At 66.7% G+C, this 20523-nt stretch carries 21 protein-coding genes; 5 read left to right on the top strand and 16 right to left on the bottom strand.

Features of this window, described 5'->3' with window-relative positions:
• Positions 1-4: 4 nt before the first annotated feature.
• Together guaB and ACV22Z_RS09545 are read right to left on the bottom strand one after the other, a co-directional pair.
• Positions 5-1465, bottom strand: coding sequence for an IMP dehydrogenase (gene guaB, locus ACV22Z_RS09550; RefSeq protein WP_448076057.1), 1461 nt, complete (start codon positions 1463-1465; stop codon positions 5-7).
• Between the two features lie 214 nt (positions 1466-1679).
• Positions 1680-2528 (bottom strand): DUF2182 domain-containing protein, encoded by an 849-nt coding sequence (locus ACV22Z_RS09545; RefSeq protein ID WP_448076056.1) that lies wholly within the window; start codon positions 2526-2528, stop codon positions 1680-1682.
• Positions 2529-2657: 129 nt separating this feature from the next.
• Here ACV22Z_RS09545 and ACV22Z_RS09540 point away from each other — a divergent pair, with 129 nt between their 5' ends.
• The 3 genes from ACV22Z_RS09540 (at position 2658) to ACV22Z_RS09530 (ending at position 5681) form a co-directional block, all read left to right on the top strand.
• Positions 2658-3878, top strand: a complete 1221-nt coding sequence (locus tag ACV22Z_RS09540) for a helix-turn-helix domain-containing protein (RefSeq protein WP_448076055.1) — start codon at positions 2658-2660, stop codon at positions 3876-3878.
• A 31-nt stretch (positions 3879-3909) separates the two neighbouring features.
• Positions 3910-4596 carry a Vgb family protein gene (locus ACV22Z_RS09535; protein WP_448076054.1) on the top strand — a complete coding sequence of 229 codons (687 nt, stop codon included), beginning with the start codon at positions 3910-3912 and terminating at the stop codon, positions 4594-4596.
• A 116-nt stretch (positions 4597-4712) separates the two neighbouring features.
• The gene (locus ACV22Z_RS09530) at positions 4713-5681 is read left to right on the top strand and encodes a DMT family transporter (protein ID WP_448076053.1); all 969 of its coding nucleotides are present in this window, start codon (positions 4713-4715) and stop codon (positions 5679-5681) included.
• Between the two features lie 112 nt (positions 5682-5793).
• Here ACV22Z_RS09530 and ACV22Z_RS09525 read toward each other — a convergent pair whose 3' ends face one another.
• Together ACV22Z_RS09525 and ACV22Z_RS09520 are read right to left on the bottom strand one after the other, a co-directional pair.
• Complete coding sequence (locus ACV22Z_RS09525; protein ID WP_448076052.1) at positions 5794-6117, bottom strand: RnfH family protein; 324 nt, start codon at positions 6115-6117, stop codon at positions 5794-5796.
• Positions 6118-6121: 4 nt separating this feature from the next.
• Positions 6122-6559, bottom strand: a complete 438-nt coding sequence (locus tag ACV22Z_RS09520) for a type II toxin-antitoxin system RatA family toxin (protein ID WP_448076051.1) — start codon at positions 6557-6559, stop codon at positions 6122-6124.
• Between the two features lie 97 nt (positions 6560-6656).
• Between ACV22Z_RS09520 and smpB the strand changes: the two genes are divergently transcribed.
• The gene (gene smpB / locus ACV22Z_RS09515; RefSeq protein ID WP_448076050.1) at positions 6657-7103 is read left to right on the top strand and encodes an SsrA-binding protein SmpB; all 447 of its coding nucleotides are present in this window, start codon (positions 6657-6659) and stop codon (positions 7101-7103) included.
• An 83-nt stretch (positions 7104-7186) separates the two neighbouring features.
• Here smpB and ACV22Z_RS09510 read toward each other — a convergent pair whose 3' ends face one another.
• The 4 genes from ACV22Z_RS09510 to ACV22Z_RS09495 all read right to left on the bottom strand — a co-directional run bounded on the left by ACV22Z_RS09510 (position 7187) and on the right by ACV22Z_RS09495 (position 11456).
• Positions 7187-8116: an SPFH domain-containing protein gene (locus ACV22Z_RS09510; protein WP_448076049.1), complete on the bottom strand. Its 930-nt coding sequence runs from the start codon at positions 8114-8116 to the stop codon at positions 7187-7189.
• 31 nt (positions 8117-8147) lie between these two features.
• Entirely contained in the window at positions 8148-8579 is a 432-nt protein-coding gene (locus ACV22Z_RS09505) for an NfeD family protein (RefSeq protein WP_448076048.1), read from the bottom strand.
• A 208-nt stretch (positions 8580-8787) separates the two neighbouring features.
• On the bottom strand, positions 8788-11187 hold the full coding sequence (gene ppsA / locus ACV22Z_RS09500; protein WP_448076047.1) for a phosphoenolpyruvate synthase: 2400 nt from the start codon (positions 11185-11187) through the stop codon (positions 8788-8790).
• Between the two features lie 8 nt (positions 11188-11195).
• The gene (locus ACV22Z_RS09495) at positions 11196-11456 is read right to left on the bottom strand and encodes a hypothetical protein (protein ID WP_448076046.1); all 261 of its coding nucleotides are present in this window, start codon (positions 11454-11456) and stop codon (positions 11196-11198) included.
• Positions 11457-11574: 118 nt separating this feature from the next.
• Between ACV22Z_RS09495 and ppsR the strand changes: the two genes are divergently transcribed.
• Positions 11575-12390 (top strand): posphoenolpyruvate synthetase regulatory kinase/phosphorylase PpsR, encoded by an 816-nt coding sequence (ppsR, locus tag ACV22Z_RS09490; RefSeq protein WP_448076045.1) that lies wholly within the window; start codon positions 11575-11577, stop codon positions 12388-12390.
• 94 nt (positions 12391-12484) lie between these two features.
• Here ppsR and ACV22Z_RS09485 read toward each other — a convergent pair whose 3' ends face one another.
• From ACV22Z_RS09485 to bamA, 8 genes are all read right to left on the bottom strand, one after another.
• Positions 12485-13279: a TrmH family RNA methyltransferase gene (locus ACV22Z_RS09485; protein ID WP_448076044.1), complete on the bottom strand. Its 795-nt coding sequence runs from the start codon at positions 13277-13279 to the stop codon at positions 12485-12487.
• Positions 13276-13920, bottom strand: coding sequence for a ribonuclease HII (gene rnhB, locus ACV22Z_RS09480; RefSeq protein WP_448076043.1), 645 nt, complete (start codon positions 13918-13920; stop codon positions 13276-13278). The genes ACV22Z_RS09485 and rnhB overlap by 4 nt, the downstream gene beginning before the upstream one ends.
• Positions 13917-15086 carry a lipid-A-disaccharide synthase gene (gene lpxB / locus ACV22Z_RS09475; RefSeq protein WP_448076042.1) on the bottom strand — a complete coding sequence of 390 codons (1170 nt, stop codon included), beginning with the start codon at positions 15084-15086 and terminating at the stop codon, positions 13917-13919. Before lpxB ends, rnhB begins: the two co-directional genes overlap by 4 nt.
• 3 nt (positions 15087-15089) lie before the next feature.
• Positions 15090-15878, bottom strand: coding sequence for an acyl-ACP--UDP-N-acetylglucosamine O-acyltransferase (gene lpxA / locus ACV22Z_RS09470; protein WP_448076041.1), 789 nt, complete (start codon positions 15876-15878; stop codon positions 15090-15092).
• A 58-nt stretch (positions 15879-15936) separates the two neighbouring features.
• Positions 15937-16404 carry a 3-hydroxyacyl-ACP dehydratase FabZ gene (fabZ, locus tag ACV22Z_RS09465; RefSeq protein ID WP_006495559.1) on the bottom strand — a complete coding sequence of 156 codons (468 nt, stop codon included), beginning with the start codon at positions 16402-16404 and terminating at the stop codon, positions 15937-15939.
• Positions 16405-16534: 130 nt separating this feature from the next.
• Positions 16535-17617 carry a UDP-3-O-(3-hydroxymyristoyl)glucosamine N-acyltransferase gene (gene lpxD, locus ACV22Z_RS09460; protein ID WP_448076040.1) on the bottom strand — a complete coding sequence of 361 codons (1083 nt, stop codon included), beginning with the start codon at positions 17615-17617 and terminating at the stop codon, positions 16535-16537.
• Between the two features lie 16 nt (positions 17618-17633).
• Positions 17634-18131, bottom strand: coding sequence for an OmpH family outer membrane protein (locus ACV22Z_RS09455; protein WP_448076039.1), 498 nt, complete (start codon positions 18129-18131; stop codon positions 17634-17636).
• Between the two features lie 64 nt (positions 18132-18195).
• Positions 18196-20505, bottom strand: a complete 2310-nt coding sequence (gene bamA / locus ACV22Z_RS09450) for an outer membrane protein assembly factor BamA (protein ID WP_448076038.1) — start codon at positions 20503-20505, stop codon at positions 18196-18198.
• Between the last annotated feature and the right edge of the window lie 18 nt (positions 20506-20523).

Raw genomic sequence — 20523 nt, 5'->3', positions numbered from 1 at the left:
GCGATCAGTCCACGTGGTAGTTCGGCGCTTCCTTCGTGATCTGCACGTCGTGCACGTGCGACTCGCGCATGCCCGCCGCGGTGATCTGGACGAATTCGGCCTTGTCGTGCAGCTCGGCGATCGTCTGGCAGCCGCAGTAGCCCATGCTCGCGCGCACGCCGCCGATCAGCTGGAAGATGATCGCGTTGACCGAACCCTTGTACGCGACACGGCCTTCGATGCCTTCCGGCACGAGCTTGTCGATGTTCGCGGAGTTGTCCTGGAAGTAGCGGTCTGCCGCGCCGTCCTTCATCGCGCCGACGGAGCCCATGCCGCGGTACGACTTGTACTGGCGGCCCTGGTACAGGAACACGTCGCCCGGCGCTTCTTCGGTGCCCGCGAACATGCTGCCCATCATCACCGCGTTCGCGCCGGCGGCCAGCGCCTTCGACACGTCGCCCGAGAAGCGGATGCCGCCGTCGGCGATGCACGGCACGCCCGTGCCGCGCAGCGCGTCGGACACGTTCGCGATCGCGCTGATCTGCGGCACGCCGACGCCCGCGACGATCCGTGTCGTGCAGATCGAGCCGGGGCCGATGCCGACCTTCACCGCGTCCGCGCCGTACTCGACGAGCGCCTTCGCCGCCGCGGCCGTCGCGATGTTGCCGCCGATCACTTCGACGTGCGGGAAGTTCTGCTTGACCCAGCGCACGCGCTCGAGCACGCCCTTGCTGTGGCCGTGCGCGGTATCGACGACGATCACGTCGACGCCCGCCTGCACGAGCAGTTCGACGCGCTCTTCGTTATCCGGGCCGACGCCGACCGCCGCGCCGGCGCGCAGCTTGCCGTGCTCGTCCTTGCATGCGTCCGGGTGCTCGGTCTGCTTAGTGATGTCCTTGACCGTCATCAGGCCGCGCAGCTCGAACGCGTCGTTGACGACCAGCACGCGCTCGAGGCGGTGGCTGTGCATCAGCGCCTTCGCTTCGGCGAGCGGCGTGCCTTCCTTGACCGTCACGAGGCGCTCGCGCGGCGTCATGATCGACTTGACCGGCTCGTCGAGACGCGATTCGAAACGCAGGTCGCGGTTCGTGACGATGCCGACGAGCTGCGGGCCCTCGACAACCGGGAAGCCCGAAATGCCATGCTGGCGCGACAGCGCGATCACGTCGCGCACCTTCATCTGCGGCGGCACCGTGATCGGGTCGCGCACGACACCGGACTCGAAGCGCTTGACCTTCGCGACTTCGCGGGCCTGTTCGGCAGGCGTGAGGTTCTTGTGGATGATGCCGACGCCACCTTGCTGCGCCATCGCGATCGCGAGTCGGCCTTCGGTGACCGTGTCCATGGCGGCGGACACGAGCGGCATGTTCAGGGAGATGTTGCGGGTCAGCTGGGTTTTGAGGCTGGTGTCGCGCGGCAGAACGTCGGAGAAGGCCGGGACGAGGAGCACGTCATCGAAAGTGAGTGCTTTTTGGATCAGACGCATGGCAAATCCTATGGGCGCAAAATCGAATTATACGCGATGTGCCGTTGAATTTCACAACACGAACAAAGGCTTAGCCGTTTTCGGGCGGCTGAGGCCCCGAATCGTTCGGTTCGCCGTTCGGGTCGTTTTCGAACCGGTTTCGTTTTGCCCTGCAGCATGTCCGATCGCGCCGGCGGCCGGTGCGCGATCGGCGTCCGGATCTGCACCCGCGCCGTCACGCCAGCCCGGCCGCGTACGCGATCATCGCCAGGCCCGCGATGACGGCCCCGGCCCCGCCGATCCGCGCCGCGCGCCGGCCGTCCGGCGCAACGCGTTCCGCCGCAATCGCCACCGCAAGCGCGGCCATCACGTGCAGATCCATGATGCCGGCCGCGAGCCCGATCGCCATCAGGTTTGCGCAGCAGGCGCCGCAGTGGAGACCGGCGCGCAGACCGTGCCGCCATGCGGCGCAGGCGCCCGCCGCCCGCGACGCGGCATGTGCCACTTCGCCCCGGCAGCACGCGAGCCGGCGCGCCTTCCACGCAGAGAACTGGAGCGCGCCCGCGAGCAGGACCACGACCCCGGCCAGAACGGGGAACGTACGCGCCACCTCCGGCAATTGCTCGGCAATCCCGGCCAGCGCCGCGCCGGCCGGAAAGACGGCCGCGCCGAACGTGCCCCAGACCGAGAAATATGCGGCGCCGACGAGCGCGGTCAGCGATCCCGCGCGCACGCCGCCGGTCACGCCAGCCGCGCCGATCGCCTGACGGTAACGCCATAGCGCCGGCGCCAGCGACGGCAGCATCATCGCCACCGTCATCGCGCCCCACATGCCGAGAAACGCGGCCGCGGCGCCCGGCCATGTCCGGCCGCACAGCCGCCCCCACGCCATCGACAACGTCCAGCCGCCGGCCATCGGCACGCCGCCCATCGCCGTCATCGACGCGCTTTCCACGATCGTCACCGCGACACCCGCGGCAAACAGCACGGCCATGACGCCGGCGAACGCCTGCCGGGAAGCACGATCACCCGCGACGCGCGCCGCCAGCCGTTCCGCTCGCATGCCGGTGAGATGTGTCGCCATCGCGCGCCCCTCCTTTCGGTGTCCTGCGTTGCGCGTTCCCGTACCGGCACGGCATGCCGTGCAGGAAGCGTGGTGCTAGATTAGTGCCGGGCGCCGAACGGAGGGAGTGACAAGTGTGTCGGGATTCGGATGGATTCGCTGATCACGGCGGCGGCACGCGCGCTTGCCGCGGGTGACCCGCTCGGCGCGCTGAACCGGGTCGCGCTGCGCGACGATGCGGCCGCGCTCGCGCTGCGCGGCATCGCGATGGCGCAACTCGGCGACTTCGAGCGCGCGAAGGCGCTCGTGCGCAGCGCAGGCCGCGCATTCGGCCCGCGGGAAGCCGTGGCCCGCGCGCGCTGCATCGTCGCGGAAGCCGAGATCGCGCTCGTGTCGCGCGATCTCAACTGGCCGACGAAGGCGCTGGACACGGCGCGCGCCACGCTGGAAGCGCACGGCGACCACGCCAACGCCGCGCATGCGCGCTATCTGCAGGTGCGCCGCCTGCTGCTGATCGGCCGGATCGACGACGCCGAGCGCACGCTCGCCGGGCTCGACCCGGCGCCCCTGCCTGCCGCGTCGCGCGCCGCCCACGCGCTCGTGACGGCCGGGATCGCGATGCGCCGCATCCGGACGCAAGCCGCCCGCGACGCGCTCGCCCGCGCGACCCAGGCCGCGCAGGACGCCGGCATCCACGCGTTGACGGCTGAGATCGACAGCGCCCGGCGCGTCCTCGACGCGCCGGCTGCGCGCCTGATCGCACGCGGCGACACGCGGATCCTGCGTCTCGACGAAGTCGAGACGCTGCTGGCGTCGAACACGCTCGTCGTGGATGCGTGCCGCTACGCGGTGCGCGATGCGCGCACGACGGTTCCGCTCGCACGGCGGCCGGTCCTGTTCGTGCTCGCGCGGGCACTCGGCGAAGCGTGGCCGGCCGACCTGCCGCGGGATGCGCTCATCGCACAGGCGTTCCGCACGAAACACGCAGACGAAACGCATCGCGCGCGGCTGCGCGTCGAGATCGGACGCTTGCGCGCGATGCTCCGGCCACTCGCGGACGTGACCGCGACGAAGCGCGGCTTTGCGCTGGCGCCGCTCGGCGCGCGCGACGTCGTCGTGCTGGCGCGCCCGCTCGACGAGCGGCATGCGGCCGTGCTCGCGCTGCTCGCCGACGGCGAAGCGTGGTCGAGCTCCGCGCTGGCGCTGGCACTCGGCGCGAGCCAGCGCACCGTGCAGCGCGCGCTCGACGCGCTCGCGGCAGCCGGCAAGGTGCAGACCTTCGGCCTCGGCCGCGCGCGCCGCTGGATGACGCCGCCGATGCCGGGATTCGCGACGACCTTGTTACTCCCCGCGCCGCTGCCGGGTGACTAGGATGTCGTTACCCAACGACGAGGATGCCGACATGAAACGCGCTGCAGCAGAAATCATCCGTGAATATGGCCCCTTTCCGGGCGTCGACGGCGTGCACGGGGTCACGTTCGACGGCCGGAATGTCTGGTTCGCGTCCGGCAACAAGCTCAACGCGCTCGATCCGGCCAGCGGGACGGTGCGCCGCTCGCTCGACGTCGCGGCGCATGCGGGCACCGCGTTCGACGGCCGCCATCTGTTCCAGATCGTCGAGAACCGGATCGAGAAGCTCGATCCGCAGACGGGCCGCGTGCTCGCGACGATCCCCGCGCCCGGCGACGGCGGCGATTCGGGGCTCGCGTGGGCCGAAGGCACGCTCTGGGTTGGCGAGTATCGCGCGCGCAAGATTCACCAGGTCGATCCGCAATCGGGCGCGGTGCTGCGCACGATCGAGTCGAACCGTTTCGTCACCGGCGTCACATGGGTCGACGGCGAGCTGTGGCACGGCACGTGGGAAGGCGATCAGAGCGAGCTGAGGCGGCTCGATCCGCGCTCGGGCGATGTGCTCGAAAGGCTCGAGATGCCGCCCGGCGTCGGCGTGTCGGGGCTCGAATCCGACGGCGGCGACCGGTTCTTCTGCGGTGGCGGCAACAGCGGCAAGGTTCGAGCCGTGCGGCGCCCCGGGCATGCCGCGCAAGGTGGCGGCGATGCCGCGACGCCGGCCGATTCGTCGGACAGATAGGTCGGGCATGCTGCCGACGACACGCGGATTCGAACCGAGTGCAGGAATGAACAAGACGCCTCCCCGCCGACCTCGCTAAGATGCGCGCTCGTTAGTGGATTCGGTTGGAGAAGTCGATGCAGCGTGGTGTGGTGTATGGCGTGTTGGCGGGTGCCTTGTGGGGCATGGTGTTCCTGGTGCCGCGGCTACTGACGGATTTTTCGCCGCTGCTGCTCAGCGTCGGCCGCTACGCGATGTACGGCCTCGTGTCGGTCGCGGCTGCGCTGCCGGCGGCGCGCTCGCTGTTCGCGCGCCTCACCCGCGCGGATCTCGTCGCGCTCGTGAAGCTCGCGCTCGTCGGCAACGTCGCCTACTACATGCTGTTGTCGGCCGCGGTACACATGATCGGCATTGCGCCGAGCTCGCTGATCGTCGGCGTGCTGCCCGTGACCGTCACGCTCGCGGGCCTCGGCGACCACGGCGCGGTGCCGCTCAAGCGGCTCGCGGCCCCGCTCGCGCTGGTCGTCGCGGGCATCGCGTGCATCAACGTCGATCTCTTCACGTCCGAGGCCGCGCACGCGACGACGCTCGGCCAGAAGCTCGCCGGCATCGGATGCGCGGCCGGCGCGCTCGCGAGCTGGACCTGGTACGCAGTGGCGAACGCCCGCTACCTGCAGCGCCATCATCATTTCGACGGCAACGAATGGTCGGTGCTGTGGGGTGTCGTGACGGGGCTGATCGGCGGACTCTGCTGGATCGCGATCCTCGCGCTGCCCGCCGGCACGGTGCAGCAGGCGCTGCCCGCGTCGCGCTGGCAGCTGTTCTGGCTGCTGAACCTCGGCCTTGCGATCGGCGCATCGTGGCTCGGCAACGGCCTGTGGAATGCCGCGTCGAAGCGCCTGCCGCTCACGCTGTCGGGCCAGCTGATCGTGTTCGAGACCGTGTTCGCGCTGCTGTACGGCTTCGTCTACGACCACCGGCTGCCGCGCGTGCTCGAGATCGCGGCCCTCGTGCTGCTGCTGGCGGGGGTCTACGGGTCGGTGCGCCGGCACAGCGACACGCACACGGACGATGATCCGTTGAACGCGAACCTCACCGCGCACTGAGCGCGGCGGGTTTCATCGGACCAATCGGACCAATCGGACCAATCGGACCAATCGGACGAATCGGAAACGGATGGCAGGCGACGAAGCGACGCTCGGCCGCGGGTGACGCGCTTCAGCGCGCGTCCTTGTGCATCCACTTGCGCCCTTCGACGGAGCCCGCGCGGCGCGACTTTTCGACGCGGCGCTGGCGCGCGACCTTCGGGTCGACGGTCAGCGGCCGGTAGATCTCGACGCGGTCGTGGTCGGCGAGCACCGCATCGAGCGGCGCGAGCTTGCCGAATACGCCCGTCTTCGCCTGCGCGAGATCGATCTCCGGGTGCAGCGCGAGCACGCCGCTCGCGTCGATCGCTTCGCGGACGGTCGCGCCGTCCGGCAGCGTGACCGGAATCAGCGTCTGGCGGTCCGGCAGCGCGTAACAGACTTCGATCGACAGCATCGCGTCACCCCTTGCCGTAGCGCTGGTCCGCCCGCTTGACGAACGAATCGACGAACGTGTTCGCGATGTGGTTGAACACGGGCCCGATGAGCTTCTCGAGGATGATGTTCGAGAACTCGTAATGCAGCGCGAACTCGATCTTGCACGCATCGGCGCGCAGCGGCGTGAAACGCCACGATCCCGTGAACTTCTTGAACGGGCCGTCCGCGAACTCCATGTCGATCCGCGTCGGGCGCTGCTGCGTGTTGCGCGTCGCGAAGTGCTGCTTGATGCCCTTGAAGCTGATGTCGATGCGTGCCTCCATCCCGTTCTCGTCCTGGCGGCGAATCTCGACGCCGCCGCACCAGGGCAGGAAATTGGGGTAATCGGCCACATCGGTGACGAGGTCGAACATCTGTTCCGCCGAATGGCGGATCAATACGGTTTTCTGGACATCTGCCATAAATCGCGCGGCATCGCAAAGGTGGGAACGCAAGCCGGGCGATTCCCGCCCCGCTTTGCTAAAATTGTAATTTTAAACGAGTTGGCCCGATCCTTTCATGAGCATCATCGACAATAGGAAAGCGCACTTCGATTACCACATCGAGGAACGCTACGAGGCGGGGCTCGTGCTCGAGGGCTGGGAAGTCAAGGCGCTGCGCGCCGGGCGAGGCCAGATCAAGGAAGGTTACGTGGTCGTGAAGAACGCCGAAATCTTCCTGATCGGCACGCACATCAGCCCGCTGCCCGAGGCCTCGACGCACATCAAGCCCGATCCGGTGCGCACCCGCAAGCTGCTGCTGCATGCCGAGGAGATCAAGAAACTGATCGGCAAGGTCGAGCAGCGCGGCTACACGCTCGTGCCGCTGAACTTCCACTACAAGGGCGGCCGCGTGAAGTGCGACATCGGCCTCGCGAAAGGCAAGAAGCTGCACGACAAGCGCGAAACCGAGAAAAAGCGCGACTGGGAACGCGAGAAGGCACGCATCATGCGCTCCGGCACCTGACGCCCGCCGCCTTCCTTGCATGTACAACGGCCCGCTCGAAGCGGGCCGTTGCGTTCTTGCGACCTGTCAGCGGACTAACGTGATCACGCCTTGCCGGCCGGCGCCGCACGCTTGACGATCGACAGCGCCGACGCGATCGCGGTGCCGAGATCCGACAGGTTCGACGGCACGATCAGCGTGTTGCCCTGCTTCGCGAGATTCGAGAACGCGCCGACATACTGCTCGGCGACCTTCAGGTTCACCGCGTCCATCCCGCCCTGCGACTGGATCGCGTTCGCGATCTTCTGGATCGCCTGCGCGTTCGCCTCGGCCACCGCGAGAATTGCCGCAGCCTCGCCCTGCGCCTGGTTGATCGCGGCCTGCCGCTCACCCTCGGATTTCTGGATCGCGGCCTCGCGCGCACCGGATGCGAGGTTGATCTGCTCCTGCTTGCGCCCTTCCGACGCGGCGATCAGCGCGCGCTTCTCCCGCTCCGCGGTGATCTGCGCCTGCATCGCGTGCAGGATTTCCTTCGGCGGCGTCAGGTCCTTGATCTCGTAGCGCAGCACTTTCACGCCCCAGTTCGCCGCAGCCTGGTCGAGCGCCGACACGATATTGTGGTTGATGAAATCGCGCTCCTCGAAGGTCTTGTCGAGCTCGAGCTTGCCGACGACCGAACGCAGCGTCGTCTGCGCGAGCTGCGTGATCGCGAGCACGAAGTTGCTCGACCCGTACGACGCCTTCATCGGATCGGTCACCTGGAAGTACAGCACGCCGTCGACCTGCAGCTGCGTGTTGTCGCGCGTGATGCAGACCTGGCTCGGCACGTCGAGCGGAATTTCCTTCAGCACATGCCGGTATGCGATGCGATCGACGAACGGCAGCACGATGTTGAGACCGGGCGACAGCGTCGCGTGATAGCGCCCGAAGCGTTCGAGCACCCACGCATGCTGCTGCGGCACGATCTTCACCGTCTTCGAGACGATCACGATCGCAATGACGAGCAGCACGACCCAGATGATCAGCGAGTCCATGAAGCGTTCCCTCCTTGTTGTCAGCGGACGATCAGCCCGCGGGTTTCGCCACGACCACGAGACAGCTGCCGCGCACGGCACTCACCTGATAGACGCGCGCATCGTCGCGCTCGCCGTCGGCCAGCTCGACATCCCATTCGGCGCCCCGGTACTGCACACGCGCGCGGCGATCGCGCCACGCGTCGACCGTGACGATCGCGCCGATATCGAGATTGATGTCGGGATTGGCCGATGCGTCGCGCCGCTGCTTGCGCCCGAGCCCCGAACGGCGCAGCACGATCATCGCGACGATCGCGACCGCGCCGGCCGCCCCGAACTGGGCGTGCGGCGCGAAGCCGGCCACCTGCAGCAGCCCGCCCGCGAGAAAGCCGAGCGCGATCATCAGCAGGTAGAACGTCCCCGTCAGCGTTTCGGCGACGACCAGCACGCCGACCCCGATCCACCAGAACAGATGCCCCGACATCGTGTGGTCTCCAGAAAAAACGTGCCCCACGCTCACTGCGTTCGCTGCGCCACGACGGGGCAGTCCGCACGCTTGTGGCAGCCCGGCGCGTACCGACAAGCAAAAACACCCCGGTGCTTACCGGGGTGTTTATAGCATGAACCTTGCGTTCTGCCTTCAGCGAAAGTGCGGCGCCGCCGCGCTTCCGCCGAAGGAGCGTTACCGACCGTTACTTGCGGTTGGCCAGCGCCTGCCACGTCTCGATGATCGTGTCCGGGTTCAGCGAGATCGACACGATGCCTTCGTCGGTCAGCCACTGCGCGAAGTCCGGATGATCGGACGGGCCCTGGCCGCAGATGCCGACGTACTTGCCCATCTTGCGGCAGGTATCGATCGCGCGCTTCAGCAGGAACTTGACCGCCGGGTCGCGCTCGTCGAAATCGACGGCGAGCAGTTCCATGCCCGAGTCGCGATCGAGGCCGAGCGTGAGCTGCGTGAGGTCGTTCGAACCGATCGAGAAGCCGTCGAAGTGTTGCAGGAACTCTTCGGCGAGGATCGCGTTCGTCGGCACTTCGCACATCATCACGAGACGCAGGCCGTTTTCGCCGCGCTTCAGGCCGAAATTCTCGAGCAGGCCGACGACACGCTCCGCCTGCTTCACGGTGCGCACGAATGGCACCATGATCTCGACGTTGGTCAGGCCCATTTCGTCACGCACGCGCTTCAGCGCACGGCACTCCATCTCGAACGCCTGCGCGAAGTCCTCGGCGATGTAGCGCGACGCGCCGCGGAAACCCAGCATCGGGTTTTCCTCGTCCGGCTCGTAGCGCGAACCGCCGATCAGCTTCTTGTACTCGTTCGACTTGAAGTCGGACAGACGCACGATCACGGGCTTCGGATAGAACGCCGCGGCGATCGTCGCGACACCTTCCGTCAGCTTGTCGACGTAGAACTGACGCGGCGACGCATGGCCGCGCGCGACGCTCTCGACCGCCTTCTTCAGATCCTGGTCGATGTTCGGGTACTCGAGGATCGCCTTCGGGTGCACGCCGATGTTGTTGTTGATGATGAACTCGAGACGCGCGAGACCGACGCCGCCGTTCGGCAGCTGCGAGAAGTCGAACGCGAGCTGCGGGTTGCCGACGTTCATCATGATCTTCACCGGGATTTCCGGCAGTTCGCCGCGCTGCACTTCGGTGACTTCCGTCTCGAGCAGCCCGTCGTAGATCTTGCCTTCGTCGCCTTCCGCGCACGACACGGTGACGAGCGCGCCGTCCTTCAGCACGTCGGTCGCGTCGCCGCAGCCGACCACCGCCGGCACGCCGAGCTCACGTGCAATGATCGCCGCGTGGCAGGTACGGCCGCCGCGGTTCGTGACGATCGCGGCCGCGCGCTTCATCACCGGCTCCCAGTTCGGGTCGGTCATGTCGGCAACCAGCACGTCGCCCGGCTGCACACGCTCCATTTCCGACGGATCCTGGATCACGCGCACGGGGCCTGCGCCGATCTTCTGGCCGATCGCGCGGCCGGTCGCCAGCACCTGCGACTGGCCCTTCAGCTTGAAGCGCTGCTCGGCCTTGCCGCTCGCCTGGCTCTTCACCGTTTCCGGGCGAGCCTGCAGGATGAAGATCTTGCCGTCACGGCCGTCCTTGCCCCACTCGATGTCCATCGGACGCTCGTAGTGCTTCTCGATGATGACCGCGTACTTCGCGAGCTCGATCACGTCTTCGTCGGTGATCGAGTAGCGGTTGCGCTGCTCGTGCGGCACGTCGACCGTCTTCACGCGGCCCGGCTCGCCCGGCTGCGTGAATTCCATCTTGATCAGCTTCGAGCCGATCGAGCGGCGGATGATCGGGTACTTGTCCTGGGCAAGCGTCGTCTTGAACACATAGAACTCGTCCGGGTTCACCGCGCCCTGCACGACGGTTTCGCCCAGGCCGTAGCTCGACGTGATGAACACGGCGTCCTTGAAGCCCGATTCGGTATCGATCGTGAACATCACGCCGGCTGCGCCGACGTCCGAGCGGACCATGCGCTGCACGCCGGCCGACAGTGCGACCTCGGCGTGCGTGAAGCCCTTGTGCACGCGGTACGAGATCGCGCGGTCGTTATACAGCGACGCGAACACGTGCTTCATGCGGTCGAGCACGTCTTCGATGCCGACAACGTTCAGGTACGACTCCTGCTGGCCGGCGAACGATGCGTCGGGCAGGTCTTCCGCGGTCGCGGACGAGCGCACGGCGAACGACAGCTCGCCCGGCGAGCCGTTCTTCAGGATTTCGAACTGCGCGCGGATTTCCTGCTCGAGACGCGCCTGCATCGGTGCGTCGACGATCCACTTGCGGATCTCGGCACCGGCTTCGGCGAGCGCCTTCACGTCGTCGATGTCGAGCGACTCGAGACGCTTGGCAATGCGGTCGGTAAGGTCGTTGTGCTTGAGGAAATCGCGGAACGCGAGCGCGGTCGTGGCGAAACCGGTGGGCACGCGAACGCCTGCTTCGGAAAGCTGGCTGATCATCTCGCCGAGCGACGCATTCTTGCCGCCGACGATCTCCACATCGGTCATCCGCAACTGCTCGAACGGAATTACATACGCCTGGTCCTTTGCGACGTTTGCTGCGTTAGTCATACAAGCCCCTAAGTGTGAAAAAAATGCTCGATCGCGCAAGTGGGCTTGGACGCGGGCGCTTGCAAAAAGGCGCGGCGCGTCTTGCGCAACCTGTTAGATAAACAATCGCGGCCCGGCATGTCTTCCGACCCGATTTGCAAAAATCCCGGCAGAAAGGCGAAATCTGAAGCGTCATCGCCGAACTTGCCGGGAATTTTCGATCGCTTGCGGCCAGGATCCGGCGCGTGGTCGGTCCGATTCGCGCACTGTCCCCGCAATTGCTTATCCAACAGGTTGCCGCTATTCTACCGTGCCGGCTGCCGGATGTGGCGCGACCTTGTCATTGCGTCTGGAATGCAACCTCCAGCCGTGCGCGCCGCCCGCCTTTCACGTTCGACGTCCAGATTCATGCTGCCTACCGTTTTCATCGTCTCCGACGGCACCGGGATCACTGCCGAGACTTTCGCGCATTCGATCCTCTCCCAGTTCGACCAGAAATTCCGCCTCGTGCGCGTGCCGTTCGTCGACTCGCTCGACAAGGCCTATGCGACCGTCGAGAAGATCAACGAAGCCGCCGTGCACGACGGCCGCCGCTCGATCGTGTTCACGACGCTCGTCGACAGCGAGTCGAACGAGATCGTCAAGCGCTCGAATGCGCTCGTGCTCGACATGTTCCAGCGCTTCGTCGAGCCGCTCGAGCAGGAGCTGCAGCTGAAGTCGAGCCACGCGATGGGCCGCGGCCACCAGAATGCGGACACCGAGGAATACAAGACGCGGATCGAGGCGATCAACTTCTCGCTCGCGCACGACGACGGCCAGTCGAACCGCAACCTGTCCGAAGCCGACGTGATCCTCGTCGGCGTGTCGCGCAGCGGCAAGACGCCGACGAGCCTGTATCTCGCGATGCAGTACGGCGTGAAGGCCGCGAACTATCCGCTGATTCCGGAGGACTTCGAGCGCGGCAAGCTCCCGTCGGCGCTCAGCTTGCATCGCGACAAGCTGTTCGGGCTGTCGATCGATCCGCAGCGCCTGTCGGAGATCCGCAACGAGCGCCGGCCGGGCAGCAAGTACGCGGCGCCCGAGAACTGCCGCTACGAGATCAACGAAGCCGAGGCGATGATGCGCCGCGAAGGGATCAAGTGGCTGTCGTCGACGCACAAGTCGATCGAGGAGATCGCGACGACGGTCCTGCAGGAAGTCCGTCTCGACCGGCAGTCATACTGACCATGCACGCGGCCATGCAGGGCCGCTGCCGGAAAAACAAAGGCCGCGTTCGACGCGGCCTTTTTCGTTTCGGGGAACGGAATGTGTCGGGACGTCACGCGCCCCGCTGCTGCCGCACCTGCTCGAACAGGCACACCGCAGCGGCCGCCGCGACGTTCAGCGACTCCATCCCGCCCGGCTGCGGAATCGTCACGCGATGCGTCGCCGCGTCGCGCCAGAACGCCGACACGCCCGCGCCCTCGTTGCCGAACACCCAGACGACCGGCCCCGCGAGGTCGCAATCGTAGATCGCCTGCGCGCCGTGCGAATCCGTCAGCGCGATCGGCACGGCGATCCGTTCGGCGAGCGCATCGGCCGCGACGTCCTCGTGGATCGACAGCAGGAAATGCGCCCCCATCCCCGAGCGCAGCACCTTCGACGACCACGCGTACGCGGTGCCCGGCGCGCAGAACACATGCTGCACGCCCGCCGCCGCCGCGCTGCGCAGGATCGAGCCGACGTTGCCGGCATCCTGGACGCCGTCGAGCACGACCGACGTTTGCGTAACGCGCGCGGGCAGCGGATGGGACGGCCGGTCGACGAGCAGCAGAAAGCCGACGCCGTTGACGACATTCGACAGCTGCCCGAACAGCGCATCGGGCAACGTGACGACCCGGTGTGCGTCGATCCGCGCGACGATCGCCTGCGCCTCGTCGTGGCGCAGCGCGCCTTCGGTCGCGACGCACAGCTCGGGAATCGCGCCGGTGTCGACGCACGTGTCCAAATACGCGCTCGCGAGGTGAAACCCTTCGAGCAGCGCCTGCCCGCTCTTGCGCTGATGGTGCGTCGAACCCGCGAGCGCCTTCAGGCGTTTGTACAGCGGGTTGTCGCGTGAGGTAATGACTTTCATCGAATCAATTCGAGCGACGCGCGGACCGGCGCGAACGAGCGGCGATGCGCTTCGCACGGCCCGTGCTCGCGCAGCGCGGCAAGGTGTTTCGCGGTGCCGTAGCCCGCATGCACGTTGAATCCGTAAACCGGGAAGCGCTCGTGCAGGTCGACGAGCATGCGGTCGCGCGTGACCTTCGCGAGTATCGACGCCGCCGAGATGCTCGGCACGAGCGCGTCGCCGCTGACGATCGCCTCCGCGCGCACCGACAGCGTCGGGCAGCGATTGCCGTCGATCTGCGCGAGCGTCGGCACGACCGCGAGCCCTTCGACGGCCCGCTTCATCGCGAGCATCGTCGCGTGCAGGATGTTCAGCGTGTCGATTTCCTCGACGCTCGCCGACGCAATGCAATAAGCGCGCGAGCGCGCGACGATCAGCTCGAAGAGCGCGTCGCGCTTCTTCGCGGAAAGCGCCTTCGAATCGTCGAGTCCGTCGATCGGCTGCGCGGGATCGAGGATCACGGCGGCGGCCACGACCGGACCCGCGAGCGGCCCGCGGCCGGCTTCGTCGACGCCACAGACGATCTCGTCGGGCCGGCTGAAGTCGAAGCCGCCCTGCGCGTCGGCCGGCGCGCGGCGACGCGTTGCACGTGCTGCCGTCATGCGCGCCCCTTGCGCTGTTCGATCACGCGAACGACCGCTTCCGCGGCCTTGGCGGCCGTGTTCTGCCGCAGCGAATGATGCATTTCGGTAAAGATTTCAGTGAGGGTGCGGCGGTTCGCGTCGTCGCGCAACTGTGTGAGCGTCGCATCGGCGAGCGCCTCGGGCGTCGCGAAATGCTGGAGCAGTTCCGGCACGACGAAGCGCCCGGCGAGGATGTTCGGCAGGCCGACATACGGCAGGTAGCCCTGCCGGCGCATGATCTGCCCGGTCAGCCAGGGCACCTTGTACGAGATCACCATCGGCTTTTTCAGCAGCGCGGCCTCGAGCGTCACGGTGCCGCTCTTCACGAGGATCGCGTCCGCCGCCGTCATCGCGACCTGCGCGCTGCCGTCGGTGATCGTCAGCGCCAGCTGCGGGTGCGCGTCGACGAACGGCTGCAGCAGCTCGCGCAGCGCCGGCGTCGCCGCCGGCATCACGAAGCGCACGCCTGGCTCGCGCTGCTGCATCAGCACCATCGCCGCGAAGAACGTCGGGCCGATCAGCGCGATTTCCGAGCGCCGGCTGCCGGGCAGCACGGCGATCACCGGGCCGTCGGCCGGCAGACCGAGCGCGATCCGCGCGCCACGCATGTCGGGCTCGAGCGGGATCTCGTCGGCGAGCGGATGGCCGACGTAGGTCGACGCGACGCCCGCCTTGTCGAGCATCGCCGGTTCGAACGGGAACAGGCACAGCATGTGGTCGACCGACTTGACGATCTTCTTGATCCTGCCGCCGCGCCATGCCCAGATCGACGGACAGACGAAGTGGATCGACGGGATGCGCGCGTCCCGCACAGCCTGCTCGACGTTGAAGTTGAAGTCCGGCGCGTCGATGCCGATGAACGCGTCCGGCCGCTCTGCGAGCAGCTGGCGCTTCAGTTCGCCGCGAATCCGCAGGATCTCGGGAATCTGGCCCAGCGCCTCGACGTAGCCGCGCACCGTCAGCTTGTCCATCTGCCAGTGCGAGTCGAAGCCTTGCGCGATCATCCGCTGGCCGCCGATCCCGTAATACTGGGCCGACGCCGGCAGCCGCTCGCGCAGCCCGCCGAGGAGCGACGCCCCAAGGAGGTCGCCCGACGGCTCGCCCGCCACCATCGCGAGCCGGAGCTGGTTGGTCGTGAGCGGCATCGCTTAGCGGATGATGCCGCGCTGGGACGCGTCGATGAACGTGACGAGCGACTTGACCGGCGCATCGCCGTCGCCGCCGGCTTCCGCCAGCTCGCGCAGCTGCACCTTCGCCTCCTCGAGCGACAGGCCGTTCTTGTACAGCAGCCGGTATGCGCTGCGCAGCGCCGAGATCGCGTCCGCGGAGAAACCGCGGCGGCGCAGCCCTTCGACGTTGATGCCGTGCGGCTCCGCCTTGTTGCCGGCCGCGATCACGAACGGCGGCACGTCCTGCACGAGCGCCGACGCGCCGCCGAGCATCGAGTGCGCGCCGATGCGCACGAACTGGTGCACACCCGACATGCCGCCGATGATCGCCCAGTCGCCGATCTCGACGTGGCCGGCCATCTGCGCATTGCTCGACAGGATCACATGGTTGCCGACGCGGCAGTCGTGGCCGATGTGCACGTACGCCATGATCCAGTTGTCGTCGCCGAGCGTCGTGACGCCGGCGTCCTGCACGGTGCCCGTGTGGATCGTCGTGAACTCGCGGATCGTGTTGCGGTTGCCGATCACGAGCCGGGTCGGCTCGTCCCGGTACTTCATGTCCTGCGGCCGGCCGCCGACCGACGCGTAATGGCCGATGCGGTTGTCCTCGCCGATCGTCGTGTGACCTTCGATCACGCTGTGCGAGCCGATCGTGGTGCGCGCGCCGATCGTGACGTGCGGACCGACGACCGCGTACGGGCCGATCTCGACCGATCCGTCGATCTGCGCGCCCGCCTCGACAATCGCCGTGGGATGAATCCTGGTCATGCGCCGTTGCCTCTCAGTGTGATGTGTCGCGTTGCGTTGCCCATGCTTGCCGCGCCGCTCAGGGCGCCGCGTCGGCCGTCTTGACCGTGCACATCAGCTCGGCTTCCGCCGCGACCTTGCCGTCCACTTCCGCCACCGCCTTGAATTTCCAGATGCCGCGGATATAGCGCTCGAACGTCACGTTCAGAATCAGTTGATCGCCCGGCTCGACAACGCGCTTGAAGCGTGCACCGTCGATCCCGACGAAGTAGTACAGCGTGTTTTCCGGATCCTTCGGCTGCTCTTCGGCGAAGGTCAGCAGCGCGGCGGCCTGCGCGAGCGCCTCGAGGATCAGCACCCCCGGCATCACCGGCCGCTTCGGGAAATGTCCCTGGAAGAACGGCTCGTTGATCGACACGTTCTTCAGCGCCTTGATGCCCTTGTGCGGCTCGAGTTCGAGCACGCGGTCGACGAGCAGAATCGGGTAGCGATGCGGCAGCAGCGTGAGGATCTTGTGGATGTCGAGATTGATTTTTTCAGTGCTCATGATGGTTCGTCTCACGCAAAGGCTGCGCGGTGGTGAAGCAAATGCTGATGCGGGCCGGCGCCCGGCCCTGTCGGTCGAACCGGGCGGTACGTGCTGTCCGTGCCCGGTTCATGATGTCGCATGGTATGAGTTACGCGTCCGCGCTGCCGCCCTGGGCGGCGAGTGCGGTTTCGAGCGCCTTGATGCGGTCGCGCAGCTTGTCGAGGTTGCGCACGAGCGCGGCGCTCTTGTTCCAGTCGCCGTGGTCGACGGCCGGGAACGCGCTCGTGTAGATGCCGGCCTTCGGCAGCGACTTCGATACGCCCGACTTCGCGGTGACGATCACGTAGTCGCCGAGCGTCACGTGGCCGGCGATGCCGACTGCGCCGCCGATCATGCAGTGGCGGCCGATCGTCGTGCTGCCGGCGACGCCCGCGCAGCCGGCGATCACCGTGTATGCGCCGATCCGGCAGTTGTGGCCGATCTGGACCTGGTTGTCGATCTTCACGCATTCCTCGACGACCGTGTCGGCCATCGCGCCGCGGTCGATCGTCGTGTTCGCGCCGATCTCGACGTCCGGGCCGATCGACACGCCGCCGACCTGCGGGATCTTCACCCAGCTGCCGGTGCGCGCATCGCCTTCGCCGACGAAGTCCGGCGCGAAACCGAACCCGTCGGAGCCGATCACGGCGCCCGCATGGACGATCGCGCGCGGGCCGATCCTGCAGCCGTGGTAGACCGCTACGTTCGGGTACAGGTGCGAGCCGGCGCCGATCGTCGTGCCGCGGCCGACGAACACGTTCGCGTCGAGCTGCACGCCGTCCTCGATCACCGCGCCCGCCTCGATCGTCACGTACGGCCCGATCACCGCGGTTGCGGCGACCTGCGCGGCCGGATCGATCGTCGCGCTCGGATGCACGCCAGCAGCGCGCGGTGGCGCGGCGAGGTCGATGAACATCTGCGCGACGCGCGCGAAGTACGCGTACGGGTTCGGCGTTACGATGAAATTGCGACCGTTAGCGGCGGCACCCAGCTTTTCCAGATCCTTCGGCGCAATCAGCACCGCGCCTGCGCGGGTCGTCTCGACTTGCGCCAGGTATTTCGGGTTCGCGAGGAACGCGAGCTGCTGGGGGCCGGCCTGGTCGAGCGGCGCAAGGCCGGCGACCTGGTACTCGCGGTCGCCGGCGATCTCGCCGCCGAACCGCTTTACGAGTGCATCAAGCGTCAATGCCATTCGTCGTCTGCTCCGTTCAGTTCGTGGAGCCGGACGCGAGCGCCTTGAGCACCTTGTCGGTGATGTCGATGCGCGGGCTGACGTACACGGCTTCCTGCACGATCAGGTCGTAATTCTGCTGTTCGGCGATCTGCTTGATGACCTTGTTCGCCCGCTCGAGCACGGCGGCCAGTTCTTCGTTGCGACGCTGGTTCAGGTCTTCGCGGAACTCGCGCTGCTTGCGCTGGAAATCGGTGTCGAGCTGGGCGAGATCACGCTGCTTCTGCGCGCGATCGGCGGCCGACAGCGACGCGCCGTTCTTGTCGAGCGAATCGGACATCGATTTCAGGCGTGCCGCCAGGTCCTGCAGATCCTTGTCGCGCTTCGCGAACTCGGCTTCGAGCTTCGTCTGCGCCGCCTTCGCGGGCGCGGACTCGCGCAGGATCCGATCCGAATTGACCGCCGCGATGCGGGCGACGTCCTGTGCGTGCACCGTCGTCGCGCCCAAGGCCAGCGCAACGGTCAGCGCACACATCACTCGTTTCGAAAACTTACCGATTAGCAAAATTACCCTCTCGTTACTGTTGTCATGCGTTCGATCAGAACGCCGTCCCGATCTGGAACTGGAATTTCTGGTACTGGTCGCCTTCGTGCTTCTGCAGCGGGAAGCCGAGGCTCAGCTTCAGCGGGCCGATCGGCGAGATCCACGCGAGACCGACACCGTAGCCGTAACGCAGGCCGTTCGCGCCCGTGCTCGTGCCGCCCGGCGCGTTGCCCCACACGTTACCGCCATCGAGGAACGTGAACACGCGCAGCGTGCGGTCGTAGCCGGTGCCCGGCAGCGGGAACGTCAGCTCGATGTTGCCGACGACCATCTTCGAACCGCCGATCGGGTCGTTCGTCTTCGTGTCGCGCGGGCCCAGCGAGCTCGGCTCGTAGCCACGCACGGAGCCGATACCGCCCGCGTAGTAGTTCTTGAAGATCGGGTACGGGTTGCCGATGCCGTTGCCGTAGCCGCCTTGCAGGTTCAGGCCGAGGATGAAGCCGCGCGAGAACGAATAGTAGTACTGCGCCTGCACGTCGGCCTTGTAGTACTGGATCTTGCCGACCGGCACGCCGTACTCCATGTTCGCCTGCGTGAAGTAGCCGCGGCTCGGGATCAGCGCGCTGTCACGCGCGTCGCGCGACCACGCGACCGTCAGCGGCACCGTGTTCGACACGCGGCCGAACTCGTTCACGTAATCCTGGTAGCTCTGCGGCGTCGCCGAATCGACGTCGAGGCGGTTCTGCTCGAAGCCCGCGCCGAAGTAGACGGTGTCGACTTCCGAGAACGGGATGCCGAACTTCATGTTGCCGCCCGCGCTGATGATCCGGAAGCTCGAGCTCGTCGAATAGTAGAGCGGCTGGTACGTACGGTAGTAGACGTCCGTGATCCGCTTGATGCCGTCGACCGTGAAATACGGGTCGACCTGCGTGACGGTCAGCGTCCGGTAGCTCTTCGCGGTGTTCACGTTCACCGCGAGGCTCGTGCCCGAACCGAACACGTTGTCCTGCGACACCCCGGCCGACAGCACGACCTTGTCCGTCGACGAGAAGCCCGCGCCCAGCGTGATCGCGCCGGTCGGCTTTTCGTCGACCTTCACGTTCACGTCGACCTGGTCGCTCGTGCCTTCGACCGGCACCGTCGCCACATCGACGTTGGTGAAGTAGCCGAGACGGTTCACGCGGTCCTTCGACAGCGCGAGGCGGTTCGAATCGAACCACGAGCTCTCGAGCTGGCGCATTTCGCGGCGCACCACTTCGTCGCGCGTGCGCGTGTTGCCGACGACGTTGATGCGGCGCACGTACACGCGGCGGCTCGGATCGACGACGAGCGTCAGGTTCACCTTGTGGTTCGCCTGGTCGATGTCCGGCTGCGCGTTGACGGTCGCGAACGCGTAGCCGTATTCGCCGAGCTTGTCGACGATCGCCTTCGTCGTCTGCTGCAGCTTCTCGGCCGAGAAGCGGTCGCCCGGCTTGACCTTGACGAGCTTGTTCAGCTCGGCCTCGCGGTCGAGCAGGTTGCCCGACAGCTTGATGCCGGACACGGTGTACGGTTCGCCTTCGTGCAGCGTGACCGTCAGGTACATGTCCTTCTTGTCCGGCGAGATCGACACCTGGGTCGACTCGATGTTGAACTCGAGGTAGCCGCGGTTCAGGTAGTACGAGCGCACCGCCTCGAGGTCGCCCGTGAGCTTTTCCTTCGAGTACAGGTCGTTCTTCGTGTACCAGGAGAACCAGTTCGGCGTCGACAGCTGCATCTCGTCGCGCAGCGTGCTCGTGCTGAATGCCTTGTTGCCGATGAAGTTGATCTGGCGGATCTTCGCGCTCGGCCCTTCGGCGACCGCGAACAGGATCGACACGCGGTTCGCGTCGACCGGCGTGACCGTCGTCTTGACTTCGGCCGCGTAGAAGCCGCGCGTCAGGTACTGGCGCTTGAGCTCCTGCTCCGCCTTGTCGACGAGCGCCTTGTCGTAGTAGCGGCCATCCGCGAGACCGACCGCGCGCAGCGCCTTCGTCAGGTTGTCCTTGTCGAACTCCTTCGTGCCGGTGAAGTCGATCGATGCGATCGCCGGGCGCTCCTGCACCTGCACGATCACGACGTTGCCCTGGGTGGCGATGCGCACGTCGTTGAAAAAGCCCGTCGCGTACAGTGCGCGAATTGCTTCGGATGCCTTGTCGTCGGTGAACGTGTCGCCTTGCTTGATCGGCAGGTACGCGAACACGGAACCGGGTTCGACGCGCTGCAAGCCCTCGATCTTGATGTCTTGCACCACGAACGGTGCCGCTGCATGCGCCGCGAGGCCGTGCGCAGCGAGCGCCGCCGCTGCAACTGTCTTAGGTACAAAGCGATGAGGTTTGAACAACATGCATCCCCAATATTTAGC

The organism is Burkholderia sp. PU8-34 (assembly GCF_053427725.1).
The sequence above is the reverse complement of the archived record's forward strand: the minus strand, read 5'-3'. Positions and strand labels throughout refer to the sequence as shown.

Coding starts and splice junctions, on each gene's coding strand:
- guaB (WP_448076057.1), bottom strand. CDS start 1,465: ATGCGTCTGATCCAAAAAGCACTCACTTTCGATGACGTGCTCCTCGTC.
- ACV22Z_RS09545 (WP_448076056.1), bottom strand. CDS start 2,528: ATGGCGACACATCTCACCGGCATGCGAGCGGAACGGCTGGCGGCGCGC.
- ACV22Z_RS09540 (WP_448076055.1), top strand. CDS start 2,658: ATGGATTCGCTGATCACGGCGGCGGCACGCGCGCTTGCCGCGGGTGAC.
- ACV22Z_RS09535 (WP_448076054.1), top strand. CDS start 3,910: ATGAAACGCGCTGCAGCAGAAATCATCCGTGAATATGGCCCCTTTCCG.
- ACV22Z_RS09530 (WP_448076053.1), top strand. CDS start 4,713: ATGCAGCGTGGTGTGGTGTATGGCGTGTTGGCGGGTGCCTTGTGGGGC.
- ACV22Z_RS09525 (WP_448076052.1), bottom strand. CDS start 6,117: ATGCTGTCGATCGAAGTCTGTTACGCGCTGCCGGACCGCCAGACGCTG.
- ACV22Z_RS09520 (WP_448076051.1), bottom strand. CDS start 6,559: ATGGCAGATGTCCAGAAAACCGTATTGATCCGCCATTCGGCGGAACAG.
- smpB (WP_448076050.1), top strand. CDS start 6,657: ATGAGCATCATCGACAATAGGAAAGCGCACTTCGATTACCACATCGAG.
- ACV22Z_RS09510 (WP_448076049.1), bottom strand. CDS start 8,116: ATGGACTCGCTGATCATCTGGGTCGTGCTGCTCGTCATTGCGATCGTG.
- ACV22Z_RS09505 (WP_448076048.1), bottom strand. CDS start 8,579: ATGTCGGGGCATCTGTTCTGGTGGATCGGGGTCGGCGTGCTGGTCGTC.
- ppsA (WP_448076047.1), bottom strand. CDS start 11,187: ATGACTAACGCAGCAAACGTCGCAAAGGACCAGGCGTATGTAATTCCG.
- ppsR (WP_448076045.1), top strand. CDS start 11,575: ATGCTGCCTACCGTTTTCATCGTCTCCGACGGCACCGGGATCACTGCC.
- ACV22Z_RS09485 (WP_448076044.1), bottom strand. CDS start 13,279: ATGAAAGTCATTACCTCACGCGACAACCCGCTGTACAAACGCCTGAAG.
- rnhB (WP_448076043.1), bottom strand. CDS start 13,920: ATGACGGCAGCACGTGCAACGCGTCGCCGCGCGCCGGCCGACGCGCAG.
- lpxB (WP_448076042.1), bottom strand. CDS start 15,086: ATGCCGCTCACGACCAACCAGCTCCGGCTCGCGATGGTGGCGGGCGAG.
- lpxA (WP_448076041.1), bottom strand. CDS start 15,878: ATGACCAGGATTCATCCCACGGCGATTGTCGAGGCGGGCGCGCAGATC.
- fabZ (WP_006495559.1), bottom strand. CDS start 16,404: ATGAGCACTGAAAAAATCAATCTCGACATCCACAAGATCCTCACGCTG.
- lpxD (WP_448076040.1), bottom strand. CDS start 17,617: ATGGCATTGACGCTTGATGCACTCGTAAAGCGGTTCGGCGGCGAGATC.
- ACV22Z_RS09455 (WP_448076039.1), bottom strand. CDS start 18,131: ATGTGTGCGCTGACCGTTGCGCTGGCCTTGGGCGCGACGACGGTGCAC.
- bamA (WP_448076038.1), bottom strand. CDS start 20,505: ATGTTGTTCAAACCTCATCGCTTTGTACCTAAGACAGTTGCAGCGGCG.